Origin of the sequence: Gluconobacter sp. Dm-74 (assembly GCF_018256135.1) — a bacterium.
GTDB lineage: Bacteria > Pseudomonadota > Alphaproteobacteria > Acetobacterales > Acetobacteraceae > Gluconobacter > Gluconobacter cadivus.
Map to the genome: position 1 here is coordinate 187777 of NZ_JAERLX010000004.1, position 19355 is coordinate 207131.

Here is a 19355-nt window from a genome sequence, read left to right on the forward strand (position 1 = left end):
ACTGTGCCGGACCCCACGAATTCTTCCCCTGATCCTCTGAAAACCGATCTGCGTCGCGTCGATATCAATCCGGACTTCTGGTATCCGCTGGCGTGGTCGAAGGATCTCAAACGCGGGAAGACGATCGGGCGTCGGTTCGGACGGCATCCGATTGCGCTGGTGCGGCCTGCGGAAGGTAGCGTGTTTGCGCTGGAAGACCGGTGCGCGCACCGTCAGGTTCCGCTCAGTCTGGGCAAGGTGAGCGGCGAGGCTGTTCAGTGCTGCTATCATGGCTGGGCGTATGGCCGCTCGGGGCGGTGCATTGATGTGCCCTATCTCGGTAAGGGCAAGCTGCCGAACGGTGTGAGGACCTATCCCTGCCGTGAAGCAGGCGGGATGATTTTCGTGTTTCCCGGTGATGCGGCGAAAGCGGAGAGCGTTCCTCTGCCGCCGCTGGCGCAGGTAGACAATCCGGCGTTCAAGACGCGGCATTTCAGCCCCGTCGTGAAGTGCCATTACACGTTCATGCATGAGAACCTGATGGACATGAACCATCAGTTCCTGCACCGCCGCCAGATGGGGCAGATCAAGGCGCGTTTTCTGGGGCAGGATGCGGGCGAGGGCTTTATTGAGGCGCGCTACAGTTTCGCACGCAGTGGCAACCAGCAGCCACTGGCTGAGCGGTTGATTTTCGGCAAGCATCACGATGATCCGGGCCGTGAACAGCCGGTTGAGGAAATCGTGAGTATCCGCACGACCTATCCGTATCAGAGCCTGAAAATCCACGACAAGGACGGTGATCTGATCATGGAGCTATTCAGTGTTTACGTCCCGAATAGTGCTGATGGTGCGAGTACGCAGACATTCGGTCTGCTTTCGGTGCTGCGTCCGAAAACGCCATTCCTGATTGATGTGATCTGGCCCGCGCTGGGCATTTTCACGAACCGGATCTTTGAAGAAGACCGCGAGATCATGCAACTGGAGCAGGCGGCCTGGCGGGACTTGGGGGGCGATCACAACGTCGAGGTTTTCCCGATCGTGCGAAAGCTGCGCGATCTTCTGAAGGTCGAGGGGATTGTGAGGGAACACACCGCGGATCCTGTCGTTGTCTGAGAACATAGGTCTTGAAAGCACGGACAGGAGACGGTCATGAAAACAGTCAAGCTCAGGAATGGTGTCACGGTTCCGGCGCTGGGAATGGGAACCTGGAATGTCGGCGACAGTGCCTCACGTCGCAGCAGCGAGATCGAGAGCCTGCGAAAGGGGCTGGAGGCCGGTCTGCGGGTTGTTGATACGGCCGAGATGTATGGCAACGGGCGTTCGGAAGATCTGGTGGGCGAGGCCATCGCAGATGTGCGCGAAGAGGTTTATCTTGTCAGCAAGGTTGTGCCCTCCAATGCATCTTATGACGCAGTTCATAAGGCGTGCAGGCGTTCTTTGAAGCATCTGGGGACGGACTGGCTGGATCTGTATCTGCTGCATTGGCGTGGGGGAACGCCACTTGAGGAAACGATCCGTGCTTTTGAGGATCTGAAAGATGAAGGGCTGATCCGAGCCTGGGGTGTCTCGAACTTCGATGTCGATGACATGGAAGAGATCGAAAGCCTGTCCGGGAACTGTCTGGTCAATCAGGTCCTGTATAATCTGGAGCACCGGGGGACGGAGTTCGATCTTCTGGATCATGATCTGAAATCTGAAACGGTGACGATGGCGTATTCGCCGCTCGGGCAGGGCGGGGAGCTTCTGGAGCATCCTGCACTTCGGGAGGTGGCGTCGCGTCACGAGACGTCGCAGGGACCTGCTGATCCGGCGCAGATTGCGTTGGCCTGGGTGCTGCGTCGGCCGAATGTGCTGGCTATTCCGAAGGCTGGTTCTCCGGGGCATGTGGCTGGAAATATTGCCAGTCTGGAGATCAGCCTGACGGATGCGGATCTCAAAACGCTGGACAGTGCTTTCCCTCCGCCGAAACGCAAGGTATCTCTCGCCATGATCTGACGGTCGTAATGGTTGCGGTCCGTTTTCCACTAACCTGCGGACCGCGCCCTGCATATTTTCACGTCCCTGTTCCATACTGATCCGGTTTCCCTCTGCCTTGCGGTTCTGGTGGTGCCCGCCTGTGTGCTGGCGATCCAGCCGGGGCGGCTCGGGCAGGCCGTAGTCGTGTGTCTGGCGGCTCTGGCTGCGGTACTGGCGCTTTCGCCTGCCGTGCTGGCTGTGGCGCTGGGTGTGATTGCGGCGCAGGAACGGGATGGCTGTCCGGCGGTGTGGAGCGTTCCGGTTCTGCTGCTGAGCGTTCTGTTTCCCGCCCAGACGCCTGTTCTGCTGGGGCTGCTGCCTGTTCTGTTCTGGCCTGCGCTCGTGCGTCGCAGAGACGGGGGCTGTTCCGCCGTTATGAGCATTCTGGGCGTGTCGTTGGTGTGGCATGCTCCGGAGGCTGTACCGACCGAACTGGTTGCGGGTCTGGGCGTGTGTGTGTTCGGGCTGATCGGCTGGGCTGTTCTGAGCGCGCATCGACCGGGGAATCTGGGGTTTTTGCGTCCCGTTCTGTTGATGGTTCTGGTGGTGGCCGCGCAGGATGCGGGGCTTGCGGTCTATGCCCGGATTGCGCTGGAAGCTGCGTTTCTTGATCTCGCAATGCTAGTTTTGATGGCATCACTGGGGCCTCGGTTTCCGGCGCTGACCGTATTGCGTCTGCCGTTTCCGCCTTTGCCCGGACTGGTCGTGTTGTGGCTTGGGATTCATGCGGCGCTGAGCATGGCGGCGGGTGTCGAGGGCTGGAGCGTGCTCGGCGTGGTGGTGGCATTGCTGCTGGGCGTTCTGGCGCTGTCCGATCTGCTTGTCGTCGGGCGGCAAATGTCTGGGCGTGCGGCTGCCATATCCGGTGTTTCCGTATTGCTGGTGGGGGCTGGGAGCCTGTTTTTGCCCGCACTGGTGTTCGGACTGACAAGTCCTGCGCTGCATGGTGTTGGAGGGGAGTGGGTCTGGCCCGTCTGGAGTATCGGTGCAGGCGACGGCTCCCATTTCCGGCTGATGGCCTTCGTGATGGTTGGAGCCCTGATCTGGATTGTTCTCGTGCGTCCCTGCCGCATTATGGGGGGGATCGTTCACGCAGCCTCCACGCTGGCTCCGGCATTGATGACACTGCTGGCATCAGGCGATGCCCTGTTTGAAGAGGCGCCGTCTCTGGGCTGGAGCCTGCGCCGTTTTGTCGTGTCAGGGCGGGTTCGCTTGAGGGCGCTGAAGGGGACGAAAGCACCTGTTCTGCCCGATCTGCGACAGGGGGCCGTGGGGCTTTGGCTTGTTCTTCTTGGCCTCGTCCTCGCGGTGCTGGGAGTGATGACGTAATGGCGCATGACGCGGGACTGATCGCGCTGTCAGTGCTGGAAGCGCTGTTCCAACTGGGGTTGCTGCTCGTTCTGGCGCCTGTGCTGGGCTGGTGTCTGGACGGTCTGCCGTTCTGGCTGGCGGGCCGCGCGGGTGGTGCGGTGCGGTTTCGTCTCTTGGGTGCGGGGCGGTTCTGGAAATTCCTGTTCCAGACGCCGCTCACAGGACGTCCGGCGCTTGCGTTGACCGTGGGTGTGCTGGCGCTTGTGTGCCTCCCTGCGGTGACGACGGGATCGGTATTGTCACCGCTCGCAGACCCGCTTGTCATGGGTCTCATGCTGTTGATGGGGCGTGGATTTCTGGGGCCGGGCGTTTTGTCGGGAGAGGCATCGCGTCTGGTTCCGGCGGTTCTGCTGCTGTGCCTGACGGAAGCACTGATCGCGCTGGCCGCTCCGGGGACAGATGGCCTTGGGGGCTTGTGTGCGATGTTGCATATCGAGCCTGAGCCGGGTCTGGAGGGAGCGCTAGCCGCCTGTGCACTGGCTTTGGGAATTGCATGCCCGCCGCTTCGTTCCGAGGATGTGACGGGCCTGTTGTCCGGGGTGCGGGACCGGCAGGAGCGTGAGGCGGCGCGCAGTATTGCGGATGTGCTGAATTGTGGCTGGCTGTTGGTGCTGGCTGATCTGGCATGGCCGGTGAGTGTGGGGCTCGCGCAGGGCGGCGTTCAGGGCTGGTGGCTCGGGTTGGTTGCGCTTGTCGCACGGCTGGCGCTGGCTGTGGGCGTGGCGGTCGGGCTGAGACTGATGGCGCAGGAGCGGAGCGCGCGGCTGACAGCGCTGTTTGCGGGTGTGGCGCTCCTTCTGGCTCTGGCGGGGAGGTTTGGCACATGATCGTTGGGTTCGGACTGCTTCTGCTGCTGGCCCTTGCAGGGTTGGGAAAAGACGGTCGGGGGCTGCCGCTTTACGGGGCAGTCTGCGCTTTTGCCGGGGCGACGGTCTGTTCGGGGCTGATGGCGCTGCTGACGTCCGTGGCGCTGATCGGGCTGAATGTTCTGGCATGGATCTGGCTGCGGCGGTTCGCGCCGGAAGCGCCGGACAAGGCGGCTGTTCTGCCGGTTGTGGGTACGCTTGTTCTGCTTCTGGCACTTGGTTTGTCGGGAGCCGGTCTGGGACTTGCTCCGGTTCTGGGCGCGGGGGCGGTTCTGGCCGGGTTGTGTGGTGCGGCGTGGGGAACGCCGCTGGTTCAGTTTGCCGGGCTGGTCCGGGCGGCGGACGGGCTGGTTGTTGTGGCGTGCGTTCTGAATTCATGGCCGCTTTTTGCTGCTGCTTTGAGTCTGTGGGGCGTTCTGGCGGCCCTTGGCATCACGCTGCTGCCCCGTCTGGCATGGCGACGGGTGGAGGACGTCTGATGCATCCGCTCGCACCCGTCGGCACGCTGTTTGCCGTCACTGTCTGGCCGCTTCTGGCAGCGTTCCTGCTGTTCCTGACGCCTGAAAACCGTCAGGCCGCCAGTAGCCGGACGTTCGCTGTGGCGGGGCTTGTCATCACGCCGCTGGCCGTGTGGCTGATGCCGGGGACGGACGCTCTGGCCGCTGCGTGTTCCTGCATCGTGACGGCCATACCGCTGCTTCTCCCGCAGGCTCGGGACCGGACGGGGCGGATTTTGCCGTTTCTGGTGACGGGGTGTGCGTTGCTGGCGCTGAATGTTCATTCGGCGTTCGCGGTGACGATCCTGTGTGGCGCGGGAGCAGTTCTTCTGGCGTGGCGCGAAGGGCGTGGTCCCCGGCAGGCGGCTATTGTGTGGGACATTGCGCGCAGTCGGCTTGGGGGCGTGGTTTTGGGGCTTCTGGGCGCGTCGCTTCTGCCGATGCAGCAGTCGTCGCTGGGGGCGGTGCTGCTGACGGTTGGACTATGCATGGTGGCGGGTCTGGGGCCATCACCCGCGCCTGCGCCGGAGGCGGCGCTTCTGGATACGGGGCTGCGGTTTGCGGCGCTGATGCTGATGTTCCGCCTGAGTGCCTATCCGCTGGTCCATCTGCTCATGCTGATTGCGGGTTTTGGAACACTCCTGATGCTGGTGGTGTCGCGCTCGACAGGGCGGGCGATCTCTCTGCCGATGCTGTCGGCGCTGGGTGCTATTGCGGCCGCGACCGGCGAAGGTCCGGCGCTCGTCCTGCTGCTTTTGTCGGCGCTGGGATTGGCCGTTCTGGATCTGCATGAGGCTGAGGGATCGGAGGCCATCGGGGCAGGAGCCGCACCGTGGCCGGTGTTCTGCGCGTTGGTCGGGATCGGGCGGTCGCTTGATGCCGCAGAGCTTGTTCTGCTGGTGTTGTGTCTGCTGCCTGCTTTGTGGTCCGTACGTCCTATGACCCTGCTGCCAGCCTTCGGACGGGGAGAGCGGGGTATCGTCGCTGTGACGCAGGCCGTTCTTCTGCTGGGCGGTTTGTGTGGCCCGCTGTTTCTTGCGTGGCATCCGGTGACGGGGTGGCGACCATGAGAAGTATGGGGCGGATTATCCGCAGCGGCGAGCGTGTGGCGCTGTCGCATTATCATCTCGATCCTGTGCAGTGGAGTGATATGCTCTGTGTTCCGGGTGCGACGTTGCCGCTGATCTCGTGCTGGGCGGATGATGCGCGCGCCTCTGTTCTGCTGCTGGAGGGGGATCGCCCGCTTCTGGCGAGTACGGTTGTGGAAGACCGTCGGTATCTGGCGCCATCGTCGCGGTTTGCCGGAGCGGAATGGGGCGAGCGCGTGTCGTATGATCTGTATGGCGTCGAGGCCATGGAGGCGCGTGGGAATGGTACGCCTGCGCTGGATGAAGGTGGCTGGACGTCCACATGGCCATTGTCATCCCGTCCGGGACCGGCCTCGGGTGGTCTGCGTCCGATCGGGGGGAGCCGCTTTCTGCGTCCGGAGCAGACGGGGTTGAGTGGCCCTCTGGACCTGTCTTTCGAGGTTCTGAAAGGGAAGGTCCGGAGTGTGGATGTCTGTGCGGGCGGGGCACATCGGGGTGTGGTGTCGCGTCTTTTGGGGAAGACGCCGGAAGAGGCTATGTTCCTCGTGGCGCGGATGACGGCGGGTGGTTTGGTGGCGCATCCTCTGGCTTTTGCACGTGCCGTGGCGCAGGCGCGCGGGCAGGTTCCGGGGCCGGGAATTCGGGATGTGTGGATGATTCTGCTGGAGATCGAGCGGATGTCGCTTCATCTGTTCGACATGGCCCGGACGGCTCGGGGCGTGGATGCGGAGCTTCTGGCGACGCATTGCGATCATGCGCGCGAGGCCATCGCTCAGGCCTGTGCGGAGCAGGGTGTTTCGCGGCGTCTGATGGATACGGTGACCTGTTGCGGCTTTCCCGAGGGGCTGGAGATCGTCCCGCTGGCGCAGGCGGTTCACGCGGCGATGCAGCCACGCCTTGCAGCGATGGAGGAGCTTCATCGGGTTTTTGCGTCCCGTCTGAACGGGTTTGCAGTTCTGGATGTGCGGCTGGCGGAGCGTTTTGCTGTTGGGGGTGTGACGGGGCGTGCGAGCGGTCGCAGCATGGATATGCGACGGCGGGAAGCCGGAATGCGGCTGGAGGCGCTGCGGGCGACGGGATCGAGCCGCGGCGATGCCCGGGCGCGTGATGGGCTGCGGCTTGCGGAAATCCGGGATTCGCTGAAGCTGATGGAACGGATTTTGGGCAGCATTGGTCTGGACGATGACGAACCCGCGCCGGACAGCACGGATGAGGGTATTGGCGTGGCCGAGGGCGCGCGCGGAGATGTGTGGTACTGGGTGCGGCTGAAAAACGGGCGGATCGAGAACCTGCATGTCCGTGATCCGGGTGTCTCGGTTCTGCCGGTTCTGGGGGCGATGCTGCAAGGCTGTCCCGTGGAGCGTGCGCCTGCGGCTCTGGGGTCGATCGGGCTGTCTCCGGCGGGGATTGCGTTGTGAAGGGGTTGCGGCAGACGGGGCCTCTGAGCCTGCTTTACGCGTTCATGGATGCGCGGCGCTGGTGTCCGTCCTCTGAGGAAGTTCTTCCGCGTCGTGAGCGCCCCATCGGGCTTTATGTGCTGGAGACGGGAGGCTGCGAGGGCTGCTTCATGGAAATCGAGTCTCTGAAAGGCAGTGCTTTCGCTCTGGAGCAGGCAGGTTTTGTGTGTGTGAGCGATCCTGCGGATGCGGACTGGTTGTTGCTGACCGGTGCGGTGACGCGGGTCTGTGCCGAGATGGTGGACCGGGTCTGGCGGGCGATGCCGCCGGGCCGGAGTCTGATTGCGGTCGGGGCCTGTGCGGTCGATGGAGGGCCGTTTCCGGCCAGTTACGCGACGCTGGGGGGCTTGCAGGCTCTGACGCCGGTGCGGCGTGCGATTCCGGGCTGTCCCCCCGCGCCGCAGGAGATCCTGCGGGCCCTTCAGGAACTGGCGCGGGTCTGATCGCGATATTCTGAAACTGGAAATTGCCTGAAACAACGAAGTTTTGTCTTCGGACGGCTTGTCGTGACACGGTTTCGCGTTAAAGCAGACGGACGCACTGGATGCGTTTTCCCATGAGGTCCGGCCACCTGTCGTTCAGGTCGCCGCACAGAGCACAGGGCTTGAGATGGCTGATTATCGCCTTGGAATTGATCTTGGTGGCACGAAGATCGAAATCGCAGTTCTGAATCGTTCGGGCGATCTCGTCCTGCGGGAACGAATTGCCAATCCCGGTATTTATAACGAGGCCGTTCTGGCGATCCGGGATCTGGTGGCGGATGTGGATCATCGTCTGGGTGCGGTGCCGAGCCACCGCGTTTCGGCGGGGCAGCATACGTCCACGCTGGGCATCGGGATTCCGGGATCGATCTCGCCAGAGAGCGGGCTGATCAAGAATGCCAATGCAACCTGGCTGAATAACCAGCCTTTCGGGCACGATCTGGAAGCCGCGCTGGCCCGTCCGGTCCGGACGGAAAACGACGCCAACTGCTTTGCGCTGTCTGAAGCTGCCGATGGTGCGGCCAAGGGCATGCTGACCGTTTTCGGTGTCATTATCGGGACGGGTATGGGCGCGGGCATCGTTAATAATGGCCGCGTTCTTGAGGGGCGTCATCATATTGCTGGCGAATGGGGGCATCTGCCTCTGCCCTGGTCGACGGAAGAAGACGCGCCGCCGCGCGAGTGCTTCTGTGGGAACAAGGGCTGCATGGAGCGCTATCTTTCGGGCCCGGCACTTGCCGCGGACTGGAAGGGGCCGGGGCATCGCAATACGGCCGGTATCGAAGAGGCTGCGGCCAATGGCGATCAGGCTGCGATTGCAGCACTCGGCCGTTATACCGAGCGTTTTGCCCGGGCGTGCGCCATGGTTATCAACTTCCTCGATCCGGATGTGATCGTTCTCGGTGGCGGCGTCTCCAACCTTCACACGCTCTATGAGCGCGTGCCGCCGCTTCTGGCCAAGCATGTCATTACGCCGGTCTGCACGACGCCAATCGTGAAGAATAAGCATGGCGACAGTTCTGGCGTGCGTGGCGCGGCATGGCTGTGGGACGTGACGGAATAAGCCTGTCGCGTATTGGACATGAAAAAGGCCGCCCGGAGAACCGGGCGGCCTTTTTTGTTGGGATTTCCTGCTCTCAGGCGGGTTCTTCTTCCACCGTTTCCGACATTTCCTCTGCCGCCAGTTTCAGGCGGTGGTAAGAGCGGCGGGAGAAGGGCAGGATCGCGATATAGAGCAGTCCCGCACCGGCGAGGGCGCCCCAGGGGTCTGCGACCAGAAGGGCTGCATAAAGGCCGGTCCCTAGCATCAGAGGCAAGACGTAGCGCGCCGGAACCTTGAAGTTCTTGAACGACCAGACCGGCAGGGTGGAGACCAGCAGCAGGCCGGTGACAATCAGGCAGACGGCCGAGACGAGGGGCAGGCGGGCGAATGCGGCCAGACCTTCGGCATGGAGGCGGTCGGCTTCGAGGCCGAGGAAGACCGGAAACAGGACCAGTCCTGCACCCGCAGGGGCCGGGACGCCAGTGAAGAAGCTGTAGGAGTAGTCCGGCTTGTCGTCGTCATCGAGGCTCGCGTTGAAACGGGCCAGACGCAGCGCCATGCAGACCGTGAACAGGATGCACGGGACGAAAGAATAGCGTCCGGCGTGTTCGAGCGACCACATTAACAGCACGAAGGACGGTGCGACGCCGAAGCACACGAAGTCTGACAGACTGTCGAATTCCGCGCCGAAGCGGGTGGCGCCCTTGAGGAGGCGCGCGATGCGTCCGTCCAGTCCGTCAATGCAGGCGGCGATCAGGAGTGCTACGGCAGCGGGTTCAAACTGGTGTTCGAGCGCGAATCTCATGCCGCTGAGCCCGGCGCAGAGGCCGAGCATTGTCATGATGTTGGGGATGAGGCGGTTGAACGACGGCCCGCGCACACGGGTGCGCGGGTTGCGGCCCATACGGCGGAGTCTGCGTCGGATGCGGCGTTTTCGGCCAGAGGCGCTCACAGAGGCGCCAATAGACTGGGTGGGCTCGCGGGTGGGTTCAACCGTCGGAGGCGTGGTCATGTATGGCGTCTGGCTCAGAGCGTCGCCAGGACAGTTTCGCCGCCAACCATGGTCTGCCCCTCCACAACCAGAGGTTCGACGCCGGGCGGCAGATAAACATCGGTGCGCGAGCCGAAACGGATCAGGCCGAAGCGCTCGCCTGCTTCCATGCGATCGCCTTCCTCGACGAAGCACAGGATGCGGCGCGCGATCAGGCCGGCAATCTGGACGACGCCGATATTGCGGCCATCCGGCAGCGTCAGGCGCAGTTCGTTGCGCTCGTTGTGTTCGGACGCCTTGTCGAGGCTGGCATTGAGGAATTTTCCAGCGTGATAGGCGATCTTCGTCACTTCACCGGCGGCGGGCATCCGGTTGATATGGACGTTCAGCACGGAGAGGAACGTCGAGACGCGCCAGACCGGCGTGTGTCCCATTTCCAGCGCGGGCGGCGGCGTGACGAGGGCGACGGATGTGACGCGGCCATCGGCGGACGCCAGCACCAGATCGGGGCGCGGCGGCGGGGTGCGCTTGGGGTCGCGGAAGAAGTACAGGCAGAACGCCGTGAAGGCGATGCCTGCATTGCCCAGCAGGCGCGTGGCGCGCCAGGGCGTGGCCCGTCCGAGCAGTCCGACGAACGAACCGGCGAGAAGGAAGGGAGTCGCGGCGCGGTGCGGCGGCGACAGGACGAGCTTGAAGGACTGGATCAGCGACATGGAACGCACTCTTACGGCACACGGCGGGAGGGTCAAGAATTCGCCACAAAGAAGGCGTTTTTCGGGCAGGTTTTCTGCGTCAGGCAGGTTTGGGGACCTGTTGGGGGAGTGTGGCAGCCAGTTTGTCGTCGATCATGGGGATTCCGGCATAGGCATTTTTTCGGGCTGTGACGAGGTGAACGCCGCCGCATGGCAGGCGCAGTCTGTGTCCGATCTGCTCCATGAGCCGTCCCTGTGTGGCGGAAAGAGCAGCGGGTGGCGCCATCAGAGCACCCGAATGATGGTCGATCCGGAACAGGGTCTGGTCGAGAAGGCGGGTCAGCTGGCGGCTGCTGTAGGGACTGCCGTGGCCGAAAGGGGTGGCGTCGGTATGCGCCCAGTAGCCGGAACGGTTGGGAACGATCAGGATCAGGACGCCGTCATCGGTGAGGGTGCGCCAGATGGCCCGGAGGAAATCCGGGGCGACACGCGTGAATTCGAGACCGTGAACCACGAGCACCGCGTCCATTGAAAGGTCGTCGAAAGGCAGGCGGGCGCTCTCGACGATGCAGTCTTTTGAGGAAGGGTGAAGTGTTTTCTGCGTCTGGGCGTGAAGCAGGCGCGCGGAGACTGCGAATTCGGCACTTTCGGGAAGATAGGGGGCTGTGTAGCCTATGCCGAGAATGCGTCGGCCTCGCATGGGAGGCATGATACGTCGCAGGCGCTCGTTGAGGAGCAGGGCCGTGCGCTGTCCCTGTCGGCTTTCATAGAAAGTGGCGGCATCATCGGAACGGATGCGGGCCAGGGACGTCAGCATGCAGCTACCTCATCAGCAGGACAGTCCAAGGGGAACAGTCATGCCACTTGATATCAAGCCGATTCCGGTTCTGTCGGATAATTATGCCTGGCTGCTAACGACGCCAAAGGGGGAACGGGCCATCGTGGACCCCGGTGAGGCCGGGCCGATTCTTGATGAGATCGGGGAGGGGCGGCTGGACATGATCCTGCTGACTCACCATCACGCTGATCATACGGCCGGGACGGAAGCATTGCGGGAACGCTATGGCGCGCAGGTTTACGGGCCGCGCCAGAATCAGGAACGGCTGCCTCGGCTGGATCATGCTGTTGAAGATGGGGACGTTGTTTCTCTGGGAAATACGCAGATTCAGGTCTGGTCCACGCCGGGCCATGCGGTTGGGCATGTGTCATATGTCGTGGCCGAGGTTCCGGCGCTGTTCTGTGGCGATGTGCTGTTCAGTCTGGGCTGCGGGCGATTGCTGGAAGGCACGGCGCAGGAACTGTTCGACAGTCTGCATCGCTATGACAGTCTGCCGGACAGCACGCTTGTCTGTGCGGGACATGAATATACGCGCTCCAACCTTGCTTTCGCACTGCATGTCGATCCGGAGAACGCCGCTCTGAAGGCGCGGGCCGGGGAAGTCGAACGTCTTCTGAAAGCTGGACAGCCAACGCTTCCAATCACGCTGGGTGTAGAGCGCAGGACTAATCCATTTCTGCTTGCGCCGGATGTTGCGACCTTCGCGCGGCTGCGTAGAGAAAAGGATACGTTCTGACGACACAAAAAAGTCCCGCTCGAAAGAGACGGGGCTTTTTAGCATCATCAGGCCGTTACCAGCCGAAGATGATTTTCTTGAGCAATTCGGCACCAAGGCCGACGATGACAACGCCGCCCGCCCAGATCGCCACGAACCAGCCCACGCGTTTCATCCAGTTCAGGAAGCCCGGTTTCTCGTCGGGCTGACCGTATTCGATACGCATGGGGCTGGTCCTATGCCGTTAGTGGTAGTGGTGCCCGGCGGACATTTTTCCGCGGAACACATAGTACGAATAGGCGGTGTAGGAGAGGATTAGCGGCAGGAGGAACATCGTTCCGACCAGCAGGAAGGTTTGGCTCTCCGGCGGAGAGGAGGCCTGCCAGATGGTGATGGTCGGTGGCACGATATAGGGCCACACATTGATGCCCAGACCGCTGAAGCACAGGAAGAACAGGCCCAGCGTTGCGATGAAGGGCAGCAGATGCGAGCGCGGGTTGCGCAGTCCGAGGAACAGTGCCGCTGCGAGTACGACGACTGCAACTGGAACCGGCGCCACCAGAGCGAGCTGCGGCATGTCCAGCCAGTGCTGCATGTAGGTGGTGTGGAGCATTGGCGTCCAGATCGAGACGAGCGCGATCGTCACCAGCATGAGGCCGCCGAGGACAAAGGAAATCCGGCGCATTGCATCATGCAGTTCGCCTTCGCAGCGCCACAGCAGCCATGTTGCGCCAAGAAGTGCGTAACCGATGACGACGGCGAGGCCGCAGAACAGGGCGAACGGGGTAAACCAGTCGAAGCTGGACCCGACGAACACATTGTTCTCGATTTTGATGCCCTGAACGAGCGTTCCGAGAATGACGCCCTGCATGAAGGCCGCAACGATGGAGCCGCCGCAGAAGGAGCTGTCCCAGAAGAACTGGCTCATGGGCGATTCCGACTTGAAGCGGAACTCGAAAGACACGCCGCGCAGGATCAGGGCCAGCAGCATGAACAGGATCGGCAGGTAAAGGGCCGGAAGGATTGTGCCGTAGGCGACGGGGAAGACGCCGTAGAGCGCCGCTCCGCCGAAGATCATCCAGGTTTCGTTGCCGTCCCAGACGGGGGCCACGGTGTTGACCATGAGATTGCGATGATCGTGGTCTTTTTCCTTGAGGAAAAGGATGCCGATCCCGAGATCGAAACCATCAAGGCAGACATAGAGGAAGATGGCGGTTGCTGCGAGCAGCGCCCAGACCACCGGAAGCCAGAAGCCGGCTGTTTCTGTCATGGTTCTTACTCCGCCATGCCAGCGCCGGCCGTCGGGCCGGATGGGGGCTGATGGGAGACCTGTGTTGTACCTGCGGCACGCTGGGGCTGGTCTTCAGCGGGGCCATGTTCGCCCGGATGGGGTTCTTCGGCGAAGGTCCGCAGCAGGATGGTGATGCCGCCCATGAACACGATGAAATAGACGATGATGAAGGCAATCATCGACGTTGCGATGCTTGGCAAGGCGATCGGAGAGACGCTGTCGGCGGTCCGCATCAGGCCGTAGACGGTGAAGGGCTGACGGCCCACCTCAGTCGTGACCCAGCCACACAGCAGCGCGAGGAAGCCCGCCGGAGACATGAACAATGCGACCCGATGCAGAAGCGGCGTGTCGTACAGTTTGCCTTTCCAGCGCAGATACAGCGACCATAGCCCGACCAGCACCATCAACATGCCCAGCGCGACCATGATGCGGAAGGAGAAGAACAGCAGCGGAGAATAGGCGCGGTCTTCTTTCGGGAAGTCCTTCAGGCCCGGGACCTTACCGTCGAGACTGTGCGTCAGGATCAGCGAGCCCAGATAGGGGATGGCGATCTTGTAGCGGGTGGTCTCGTTTTCCATGTCGGGAATGCCGAACAGGATTTCCGGGGCGCGGCTTTCGGATTCCCAGTCGCCTTCAAGAGCGGCGATTTTGGCGGGCTGATATTCCAGCGTGTTCAGGCCCTGCGTATCACCGGCCAGAACCTGGATCGGGGAGACGATGGCGGCCATCCACATCGCCATGGAGAACATCAGGCGGACCTGTTCGGACGCCTGACGGCCTTCACGACGCGCCTTGAGCAGGTGCCATCCGGCCACGCCTGCCACGATGAAGGCCACGCACAGGAAGGCTGCGAGGCCCATATGGACGATGCGGTACGGGAAAGACGGGTTGAAGACGATCTGCCACCAATCGACGGGCAGGAAACGTCCGGTGGCTTCGTCGATGCGATAGCCGCGGGGAGTCTGCATCCAGGAATTGGAGGACAGGATCCAGCTCATGGAAATCAGGGTACCGATCGAGACCATGCAGGTGGCTGCGAAATGCAGGCCTTTGCCGACGCGGTTGAGGCCGAACATCATGACGCCGAGGAACCCGGCTTCAAGGAAGAACGCCGTCATGACCTCATAGGCCAGCATCGGGCCAAGGATCGGACCGGCTTTCTGTGAGAAGGCCGACCAGTTTGTTCCGAATTCGTATGACATGACGAGGCCGGAGACCACGCCCATGCCAAAGACGACGGAAAAGACCTTCAGCCAGTATTTGAAGAGGTCCAGATAGGCGCTGCGGCCTGTCTTGAGCCAGAGGCCTTCCAGAACAGCCAGGTACGCTGCAAGACCGATTGAGAACGCCGGGAACACGATGTGAAACCCGACCGTAAACGCGAACTGGAACCGCGCCAGGAATAAAGCCGAGAGGCCAAACATTTCAGTTGCCTTCTGGAGAGATGGCGAGTGGCAGATACCGTCAGAGGCAAGGCCGCTCCCTGCGGGATCTGACGCACGCAGAACGAGGATAACGAAGTTGTGATCGTTTCGTGTGTCGCCGTCTTTTGAACCTACAGAACGTGTTTGGCCAGAGAAAGTTCTGTGTTCCGATAGGTTTTTTGATGAAAATCAAGCGGAAATTTCGGCCTCAGGGGGGAGGGAATGTTCCGTTGAAAAGCGTGGAAATCGCCTGTGTATCCGGGAGGATCTGGCCGTTGACGACGGGGAGCGCCACGGAAAGTGGTTGTTCGTTTTTGGGCTGTGGAGCGGAAGCCTTTTCCAGCGCTTTGCGGAGGGCGGCCTGAAGGTCCGGGGCGAGGTGCGACTCTATTTCAGGCCGATCCAGAAGGTGCGCTGCAAGCTCCTGCCAGTGCATCAGGGTCAGGGTAAGCGTGCCGGTTTGGCTTGGGAGGGTGAGGGCGCCGGAAAGCGTGATGTGACTGCCTGTTGAGGCTGGGGAGGCTGAGGCGTCCTGAAGCAGGAGACGGCTATATGACGCCGGGTCAAGAAATGAGTGGTCTGTGGAAGATCCGGACGCTGTCAGGGCGAGCGCAAGATGCGCCTGATGCAGGTCGGCGGAGGCTCCATAGGGCAGTGGAAACCCGGACAGTTCTGCCGCTTTTTCCTCTATGCCGAGCCGTGTTGCGCCGATGGGGGCTTCAGGAAAACGGATGAGGCGTCCGGAGAGGTTTTTCGCGAAGATCTGCCTGTCAGGCCATCCGCCCGACAACGCGGCCTGAAATTGTGGCGCTGAAAATCGCAGGTCTTCTGGGTTTCTGAAACGGATCTGAACACCCGACGTCAGAACAGTCAGGATTTTGTCATTCAGGACAAGCCGTATCGCCTGATGCCCCGTCAGGGAAATCGGAAGCCCTGTGCGAAGAAGGGAGGTCCATGATCCTCCAAGACGAAGATGCTCTGCGGCCCAGCCTGCATCATAGGACGAACCGGGCGATGCAGGATGTGTGGCGTCCAGATGGTCCAGCTCCACCCATGCGCCGAACGGCCAGCCGCCGCTGCGTAACGGAGTCGCATGAACGGCCCAGCCGTTTTTGTCTGCGGTGGCGATGGCGGTGTGGGCGCTGGTCTCCAGCCGGTGGATCGTGTGATGCCAGCAGAGTGTATCGAGGAGGATCGATATTGCGAGAATGGCAATCAAGACCACAGCATATCTGCTGTAACCCACAGTAAAGAACGAACGATCCATTGAGCATCTCTTTTCGGGAGTGGCTGCGGGATTGGTCAACCCCTGTCTGTTTTATCCCCAGCCATGGAAAGTGCTTCGGGAGTGCCCGAAAATGCGTCCATAGGTCGGTTTGCCATAAAAGCCATGGCGGTTGTGCAGCAGTGAAAACCGCAGAAAACCAAAGGATATGGAGGTTTTATTAATGGTTGGATGTTGGAAGCGCGAAGTTCTTGAGAGAACGTTGAAAGATTTCAGTTTTTTGCAGTCCAATCATGTGTTTTTCGGGTCCACAGAGTTATCCACAGGATCTCTGGGCAGGGTATGGGTTGTGCACAGTTCGTCCCACGCGCTTTCCAGAGCCTCGGTAAAGGCCTTGCGTTCCTGTTGGGCCGGGAGAGGCTGACCGATCACAACGTGAAGGGTGCCCGGACGTTTGAGCCAGGGGTTTCGGTCCCAGAAGAGCCCTGAATCGGTTGCGACGGGCACGACGGGAACGTTGGCCTGTCGTGCCAGAGCGACGATACCGGGCTGGATCGGATGACGTTCGCCGGGCAGCGTGCGGGTGCCTTCGGGGAAAATAATGATCTGGCGACCCGCGTCGTGAGCCGATTTTGCATCCTGCATCATGGTGCGCAGGGCTTTTGAACCGGCTTTCCGGTCGACGGAAATCATGCCGGTCAGACGCAGCATCGGGCCGACGACCGGTATGTGCGTCAGTTCTGTTTTGATGATGTAGTCAGGGCGGTCAACGAGGGTCATCCAGATGAAGCCATCGAAGAAGGACTGGTGCTGCGAGGCGATCAGCAGCGGGCCGGGTGGCAGGTTCTCCTGACCTGTGATCTCGATGCGGACCGAAGAGATCCGGGTGAAGCCGAACAGAACGGCGCGCGCCCAGAGTTTTGCATAAGAGAGGGCCAGATCCTGATTTTTCATCAGGCGGATCGGAATGGTCCCGAGGCCCATGAACAGGGTGATCCAAAAAAGATAGAGATTGAACAGGACGCCGCGCAGAATGCTCATCATGGTGTTCTGCACACCAGAAAATCCGGTCCGGCACAAGGGCTGTCAGGCGCCATCCAGTCCTTCACGACCATCGGGCAGTCCTGTCAGGACGCCAATTTCGGCGCCGAGTAGTTTGTTGTATTCCCGAAACATCAGGAAGAGCGTTCTGCGCGAAGGGGTGCCTTGCAGGGCGAGGGGCACCACCGGATAGGCGAAGAGGTCCAGATCGGGGGCTGTGCGGTGGATTTCGAGAACAGCCCGACGCATATGATAGCCGGAGGTGACGACGAGAAGGCGGTGCAGTCGGTTGTTTTTGGCCCATTCGGCTGTTTCGTGGGCGTTGCCGATCGTGCTGGTGGCGCGGCGTCCCAGAGTGATGCGTGTGGCCAGAGGTGAGGACAAGGGTTCCTGCTGAAGATGCAGGATATGTTGCAGCGTAACATGAGGCCCAACGCCTGAAATCAGCAGCAGATGTCCGTATCCGCCTCGCAGGAGCGTAATGGCCGTATCGACGCGCTGTTCTCCACCAGTCAGGGCGACGATGCCATCGCAGACAGTGGCGGTGACGGGAGGGCTACTGGCGTCTTGAACGAACCAGACGAATCCCGCCAGCCAGAGACCTCCCAGCGCCAGACATGCCTGGAGGAGACGTGTCATGGCAGGCGCCGGAGCCAGACGAGCACGACGGTCTGTGCGGTAAGCCAACCCAGACAGGCGGCGATCAGGGGCAAGGCGCCGAGTTCTTCAAGAAGCATGCGTGGCAGGACGTGCAGGGTGCTCCACCATGCGGCGATCAGGGCGTCCCATGTGTTTGAAGGAGAGGTGGCGGGAGGTGCGCCATGTGAAAAGGGCGTGAGCTTCTGGGCCAGCATGGTGATGACCGGGCTCAGAAGCAGAAGGCCGACGAGCCCTCCGGCGAGACTGAGCAATGCTGCCCGCCCGGCGATCCTGCTGGAGATGGTCAGGTCTCCTGCGCCAAGAAAATGGACAATTTCGACGGCTTTGCGCTGGGCCATGACGGAACGGCGCACCGTCATACCGACCGAAAGAACCGCAATGGCCGCGATGAGGCTGACGGCCAGCCATGCACAGGCGATCAGGCTGCTTCCCAGACCGTTGAGACGTTCACCCCAGCGCCGGTCTTCCTCCACGACGGCTTCAGGCAGCACGTCATGTACGATCGTGCCCAGATCGGGCGTTCCGGTATGGGCGACAATCAGGACGGCAGGCAGAGAAAGGCCGGGAAGACCTGCGCTGTCAGACACTTGCCCCAGCCATGGTGCGAGAAGGGTCTGGACCTCTTTGATGGAGAGTTCGCGGACTGTTGTGACATCGGGCGTTTTGTTCAGGGTCTGGACTAGGGTGCGGGTGCGGTCTGCAAGCTGGGGCGTGTCGGACGGGATCTCGATTGTGGTTGCGTTTCGGGCGGCACCGGACCAACTTTCGGCAAGGGTCTGCACGCCTGCCAGCCCAGCAAGTGAGAGGCCTGCGAGCAGGGTCATGAGTGCGACCAGAAGCGGCAGGCTGCCTGAACGCAGTCCGGGGGAGACCGGGGCACTCATGAGCGTTCTGCCCGTTGGGTGGAAATTCCGTTCTGAATGTCGGTATTTGCGATCGTGCCGTCCTGAAGGATGATGGAGGCTGCCGGAGCTTCGCGGACCAAGGCCTCGTTATGGGTGGCGACGATGACGGTCGTGCCCATTTCGATCAATTCCTGAAATGTCGTCAGAAGGCGTCTGGCCTGCGCGTCTTCGAGCGCATTGGTCGGTTCATCGGCGAGCAGGAGTTCGGGGCGACCGATCAGGGCGCGGGCAATGGCCGTGCGCTGCTGCTCACCGCCGGACAGGGCGCCGGGGCGCTTATCGGCGAGATGTGCCACATCCAGCCATTCCAGTACGGCGAACGCCTCGCGTCTGGTGTCGCGCTCGGAAGCGCCGCGCAGTCTGAGCGGGAGAGCCACATTGTCGAACACCGTCCATTCCCCGATCAGGCGATAGTCCTGAGGAACAAACCCGATTCTTCGGCGCAGGTTTCGCAGCGTTGCCCGGCTGGCGTGGCTGACGGACACGCCGAGCAGGTCCATCTGACCGGCGGATGGGCGTGTTTCGAGTGTGAGGAGGCGCAGAAGACTCGACTTGCCAGCACCGGATGGTCCGAGCAGCCAGCGGAACTCTCCCTGCGGCACGGAAAGCGTCAGGTTTCGCAAGACCGGCTGCCCTACGCCGGGAGGCATCATCGAGACATTCAGGAGGCGGATCATGACGCTTTCATTGAAAACTGGAGTAATTTATTAACCATTTAATAACGATCATTTTGTCATAACAGACAAGTACACGGATCAGGCTAGGCCGGATCGGA

Annotated in this window: 21 protein-coding genes; 10 read left to right on the forward strand and 11 right to left on the reverse strand. The window is 61.7% G+C overall.

Features of this window, described 5'->3' with window-relative positions:
• The first annotated feature begins 3 nt into the window (after positions 1-3).
• From JK208_RS08580 to JK208_RS08620, 9 genes are all read left to right on the forward strand, one after another.
• On the forward strand, positions 4-1092 hold the full coding sequence (locus JK208_RS08580; protein WP_211575524.1) for an aromatic ring-hydroxylating dioxygenase subunit alpha: 1089 nt from the start codon (positions 4-6) through the stop codon (positions 1090-1092).
• Between the two features lie 36 nt (positions 1093-1128).
• Positions 1129-1974, forward strand: coding sequence for an aldo/keto reductase (locus JK208_RS08585; protein WP_211575527.1), 846 nt, complete (start codon positions 1129-1131; stop codon positions 1972-1974).
• A gap of 111 nt (positions 1975-2085) precedes the next feature.
• Positions 2086-3324 (forward strand): hypothetical protein, encoded by a 1239-nt coding sequence (locus JK208_RS08590; protein WP_349291972.1) that lies wholly within the window; start codon positions 2086-2088, stop codon positions 3322-3324.
• Positions 3324-4193: a hypothetical protein gene (locus tag JK208_RS08595; protein ID WP_211575531.1), complete on the forward strand. Its 870-nt coding sequence runs from the start codon at positions 3324-3326 to the stop codon at positions 4191-4193. Before JK208_RS08590 ends, JK208_RS08595 begins: the two co-directional genes overlap by 1 nt.
• Positions 4190-4711, forward strand: a complete 522-nt coding sequence (locus JK208_RS08600; protein ID WP_211575534.1) for a hypothetical protein — start codon at positions 4190-4192, stop codon at positions 4709-4711. Before JK208_RS08595 ends, JK208_RS08600 begins: the two co-directional genes overlap by 4 nt.
• Positions 4711-5799, forward strand: coding sequence for a hypothetical protein (locus JK208_RS08605; protein ID WP_211575536.1), 1089 nt, complete (start codon positions 4711-4713; stop codon positions 5797-5799). Before JK208_RS08600 ends, JK208_RS08605 begins: the two co-directional genes overlap by 1 nt.
• Positions 5796-7235 carry a hypothetical protein gene (locus tag JK208_RS08610; RefSeq protein ID WP_211575662.1) on the forward strand — a complete coding sequence of 480 codons (1440 nt, stop codon included), beginning with the start codon at positions 5796-5798 and terminating at the stop codon, positions 7233-7235. Before JK208_RS08605 ends, JK208_RS08610 begins: the two co-directional genes overlap by 4 nt.
• Complete coding sequence (locus JK208_RS08615; protein WP_211575538.1) at positions 7232-7717, forward strand: hypothetical protein; 486 nt, start codon at positions 7232-7234, stop codon at positions 7715-7717. The genes JK208_RS08610 and JK208_RS08615 overlap by 4 nt, the downstream gene beginning before the upstream one ends.
• Positions 7718-7883: 166 nt before the next feature.
• Complete coding sequence (locus JK208_RS08620) at positions 7884-8819, forward strand: ROK family protein (protein WP_194262356.1); 936 nt, start codon at positions 7884-7886, stop codon at positions 8817-8819.
• A gap of 73 nt (positions 8820-8892) precedes the next feature.
• Here the strand turns inward: JK208_RS08620 and JK208_RS08625 are convergent, their stop codons facing one another.
• From JK208_RS08625 to JK208_RS08635, 3 genes are all read right to left on the reverse strand, one after another.
• Positions 8893-9810 carry a CDP-alcohol phosphatidyltransferase family protein gene (locus tag JK208_RS08625; protein ID WP_408870876.1) on the reverse strand — a complete coding sequence of 306 codons (918 nt, stop codon included), beginning with the start codon at positions 9808-9810 and terminating at the stop codon, positions 8893-8895.
• 14 nt (positions 9811-9824) lie between these two features.
• Positions 9825-10502 (reverse strand): phosphatidylserine decarboxylase, encoded by a 678-nt coding sequence (locus tag JK208_RS08630; protein WP_194262421.1) that lies wholly within the window; start codon positions 10500-10502, stop codon positions 9825-9827.
• Positions 10503-10581: 79 nt separating this feature from the next.
• Positions 10582-11298, reverse strand: coding sequence for a methyltransferase domain-containing protein (locus JK208_RS08635; protein ID WP_211575540.1), 717 nt, complete (start codon positions 11296-11298; stop codon positions 10582-10584).
• Between the two features lie 40 nt (positions 11299-11338).
• Between JK208_RS08635 and gloB the strand changes: the two genes are divergently transcribed.
• Entirely contained in the window at positions 11339-12055 is a 717-nt protein-coding gene (gene gloB / locus JK208_RS08640; protein ID WP_211575542.1) for a hydroxyacylglutathione hydrolase, read from the forward strand.
• A 55-nt stretch (positions 12056-12110) separates the two neighbouring features.
• On the opposite strand, the gene JK208_RS08645 is transcribed toward gloB, so the two are convergent.
• From JK208_RS08645 to JK208_RS08680, 8 genes are all read right to left on the reverse strand, one after another.
• Positions 12111-12260 carry a DUF2474 domain-containing protein gene (locus tag JK208_RS08645; protein WP_211575544.1) on the reverse strand — a complete coding sequence of 50 codons (150 nt, stop codon included), beginning with the start codon at positions 12258-12260 and terminating at the stop codon, positions 12111-12113.
• 18 nt (positions 12261-12278) lie between these two features.
• Positions 12279-13304 (reverse strand): cytochrome d ubiquinol oxidase subunit II, encoded by a 1026-nt coding sequence (gene cydB / locus JK208_RS08650; RefSeq protein ID WP_194262361.1) that lies wholly within the window; start codon positions 13302-13304, stop codon positions 12279-12281.
• 5 nt (positions 13305-13309) lie between these two features.
• Positions 13310-14749: a cytochrome ubiquinol oxidase subunit I gene (locus tag JK208_RS08655; RefSeq protein WP_211575547.1), complete on the reverse strand. Its 1440-nt coding sequence runs from the start codon at positions 14747-14749 to the stop codon at positions 13310-13312.
• A gap of 208 nt (positions 14750-14957) precedes the next feature.
• A complete protein-coding gene (locus JK208_RS08660) occupies positions 14958-16016 on the reverse strand; it encodes a DUF2125 domain-containing protein (protein WP_211575551.1) in 1059 nt (352 codons plus the stop codon).
• Between the two features lie 249 nt (positions 16017-16265).
• A complete protein-coding gene (locus JK208_RS08665; protein WP_211575664.1) occupies positions 16266-17015 on the reverse strand; it encodes a 1-acyl-sn-glycerol-3-phosphate acyltransferase in 750 nt (249 codons plus the stop codon).
• A 45-nt stretch (positions 17016-17060) separates the two neighbouring features.
• Positions 17061-17654, reverse strand: coding sequence for a YdcF family protein (locus JK208_RS08670; protein ID WP_211575553.1), 594 nt, complete (start codon positions 17652-17654; stop codon positions 17061-17063).
• On the reverse strand, positions 17651-18559 hold the full coding sequence (locus JK208_RS08675; protein ID WP_211575558.1) for an ABC transporter permease: 909 nt from the start codon (positions 18557-18559) through the stop codon (positions 17651-17653). Before JK208_RS08675 ends, JK208_RS08670 begins: the two co-directional genes overlap by 4 nt.
• Complete coding sequence (locus JK208_RS08680; RefSeq protein WP_211575562.1) at positions 18556-19257, reverse strand: cell division ATP-binding protein FtsE; 702 nt, start codon at positions 19255-19257, stop codon at positions 18556-18558. Before JK208_RS08680 ends, JK208_RS08675 begins: the two co-directional genes overlap by 4 nt.
• Positions 19258-19355: the final 98 nt, after the last annotated feature.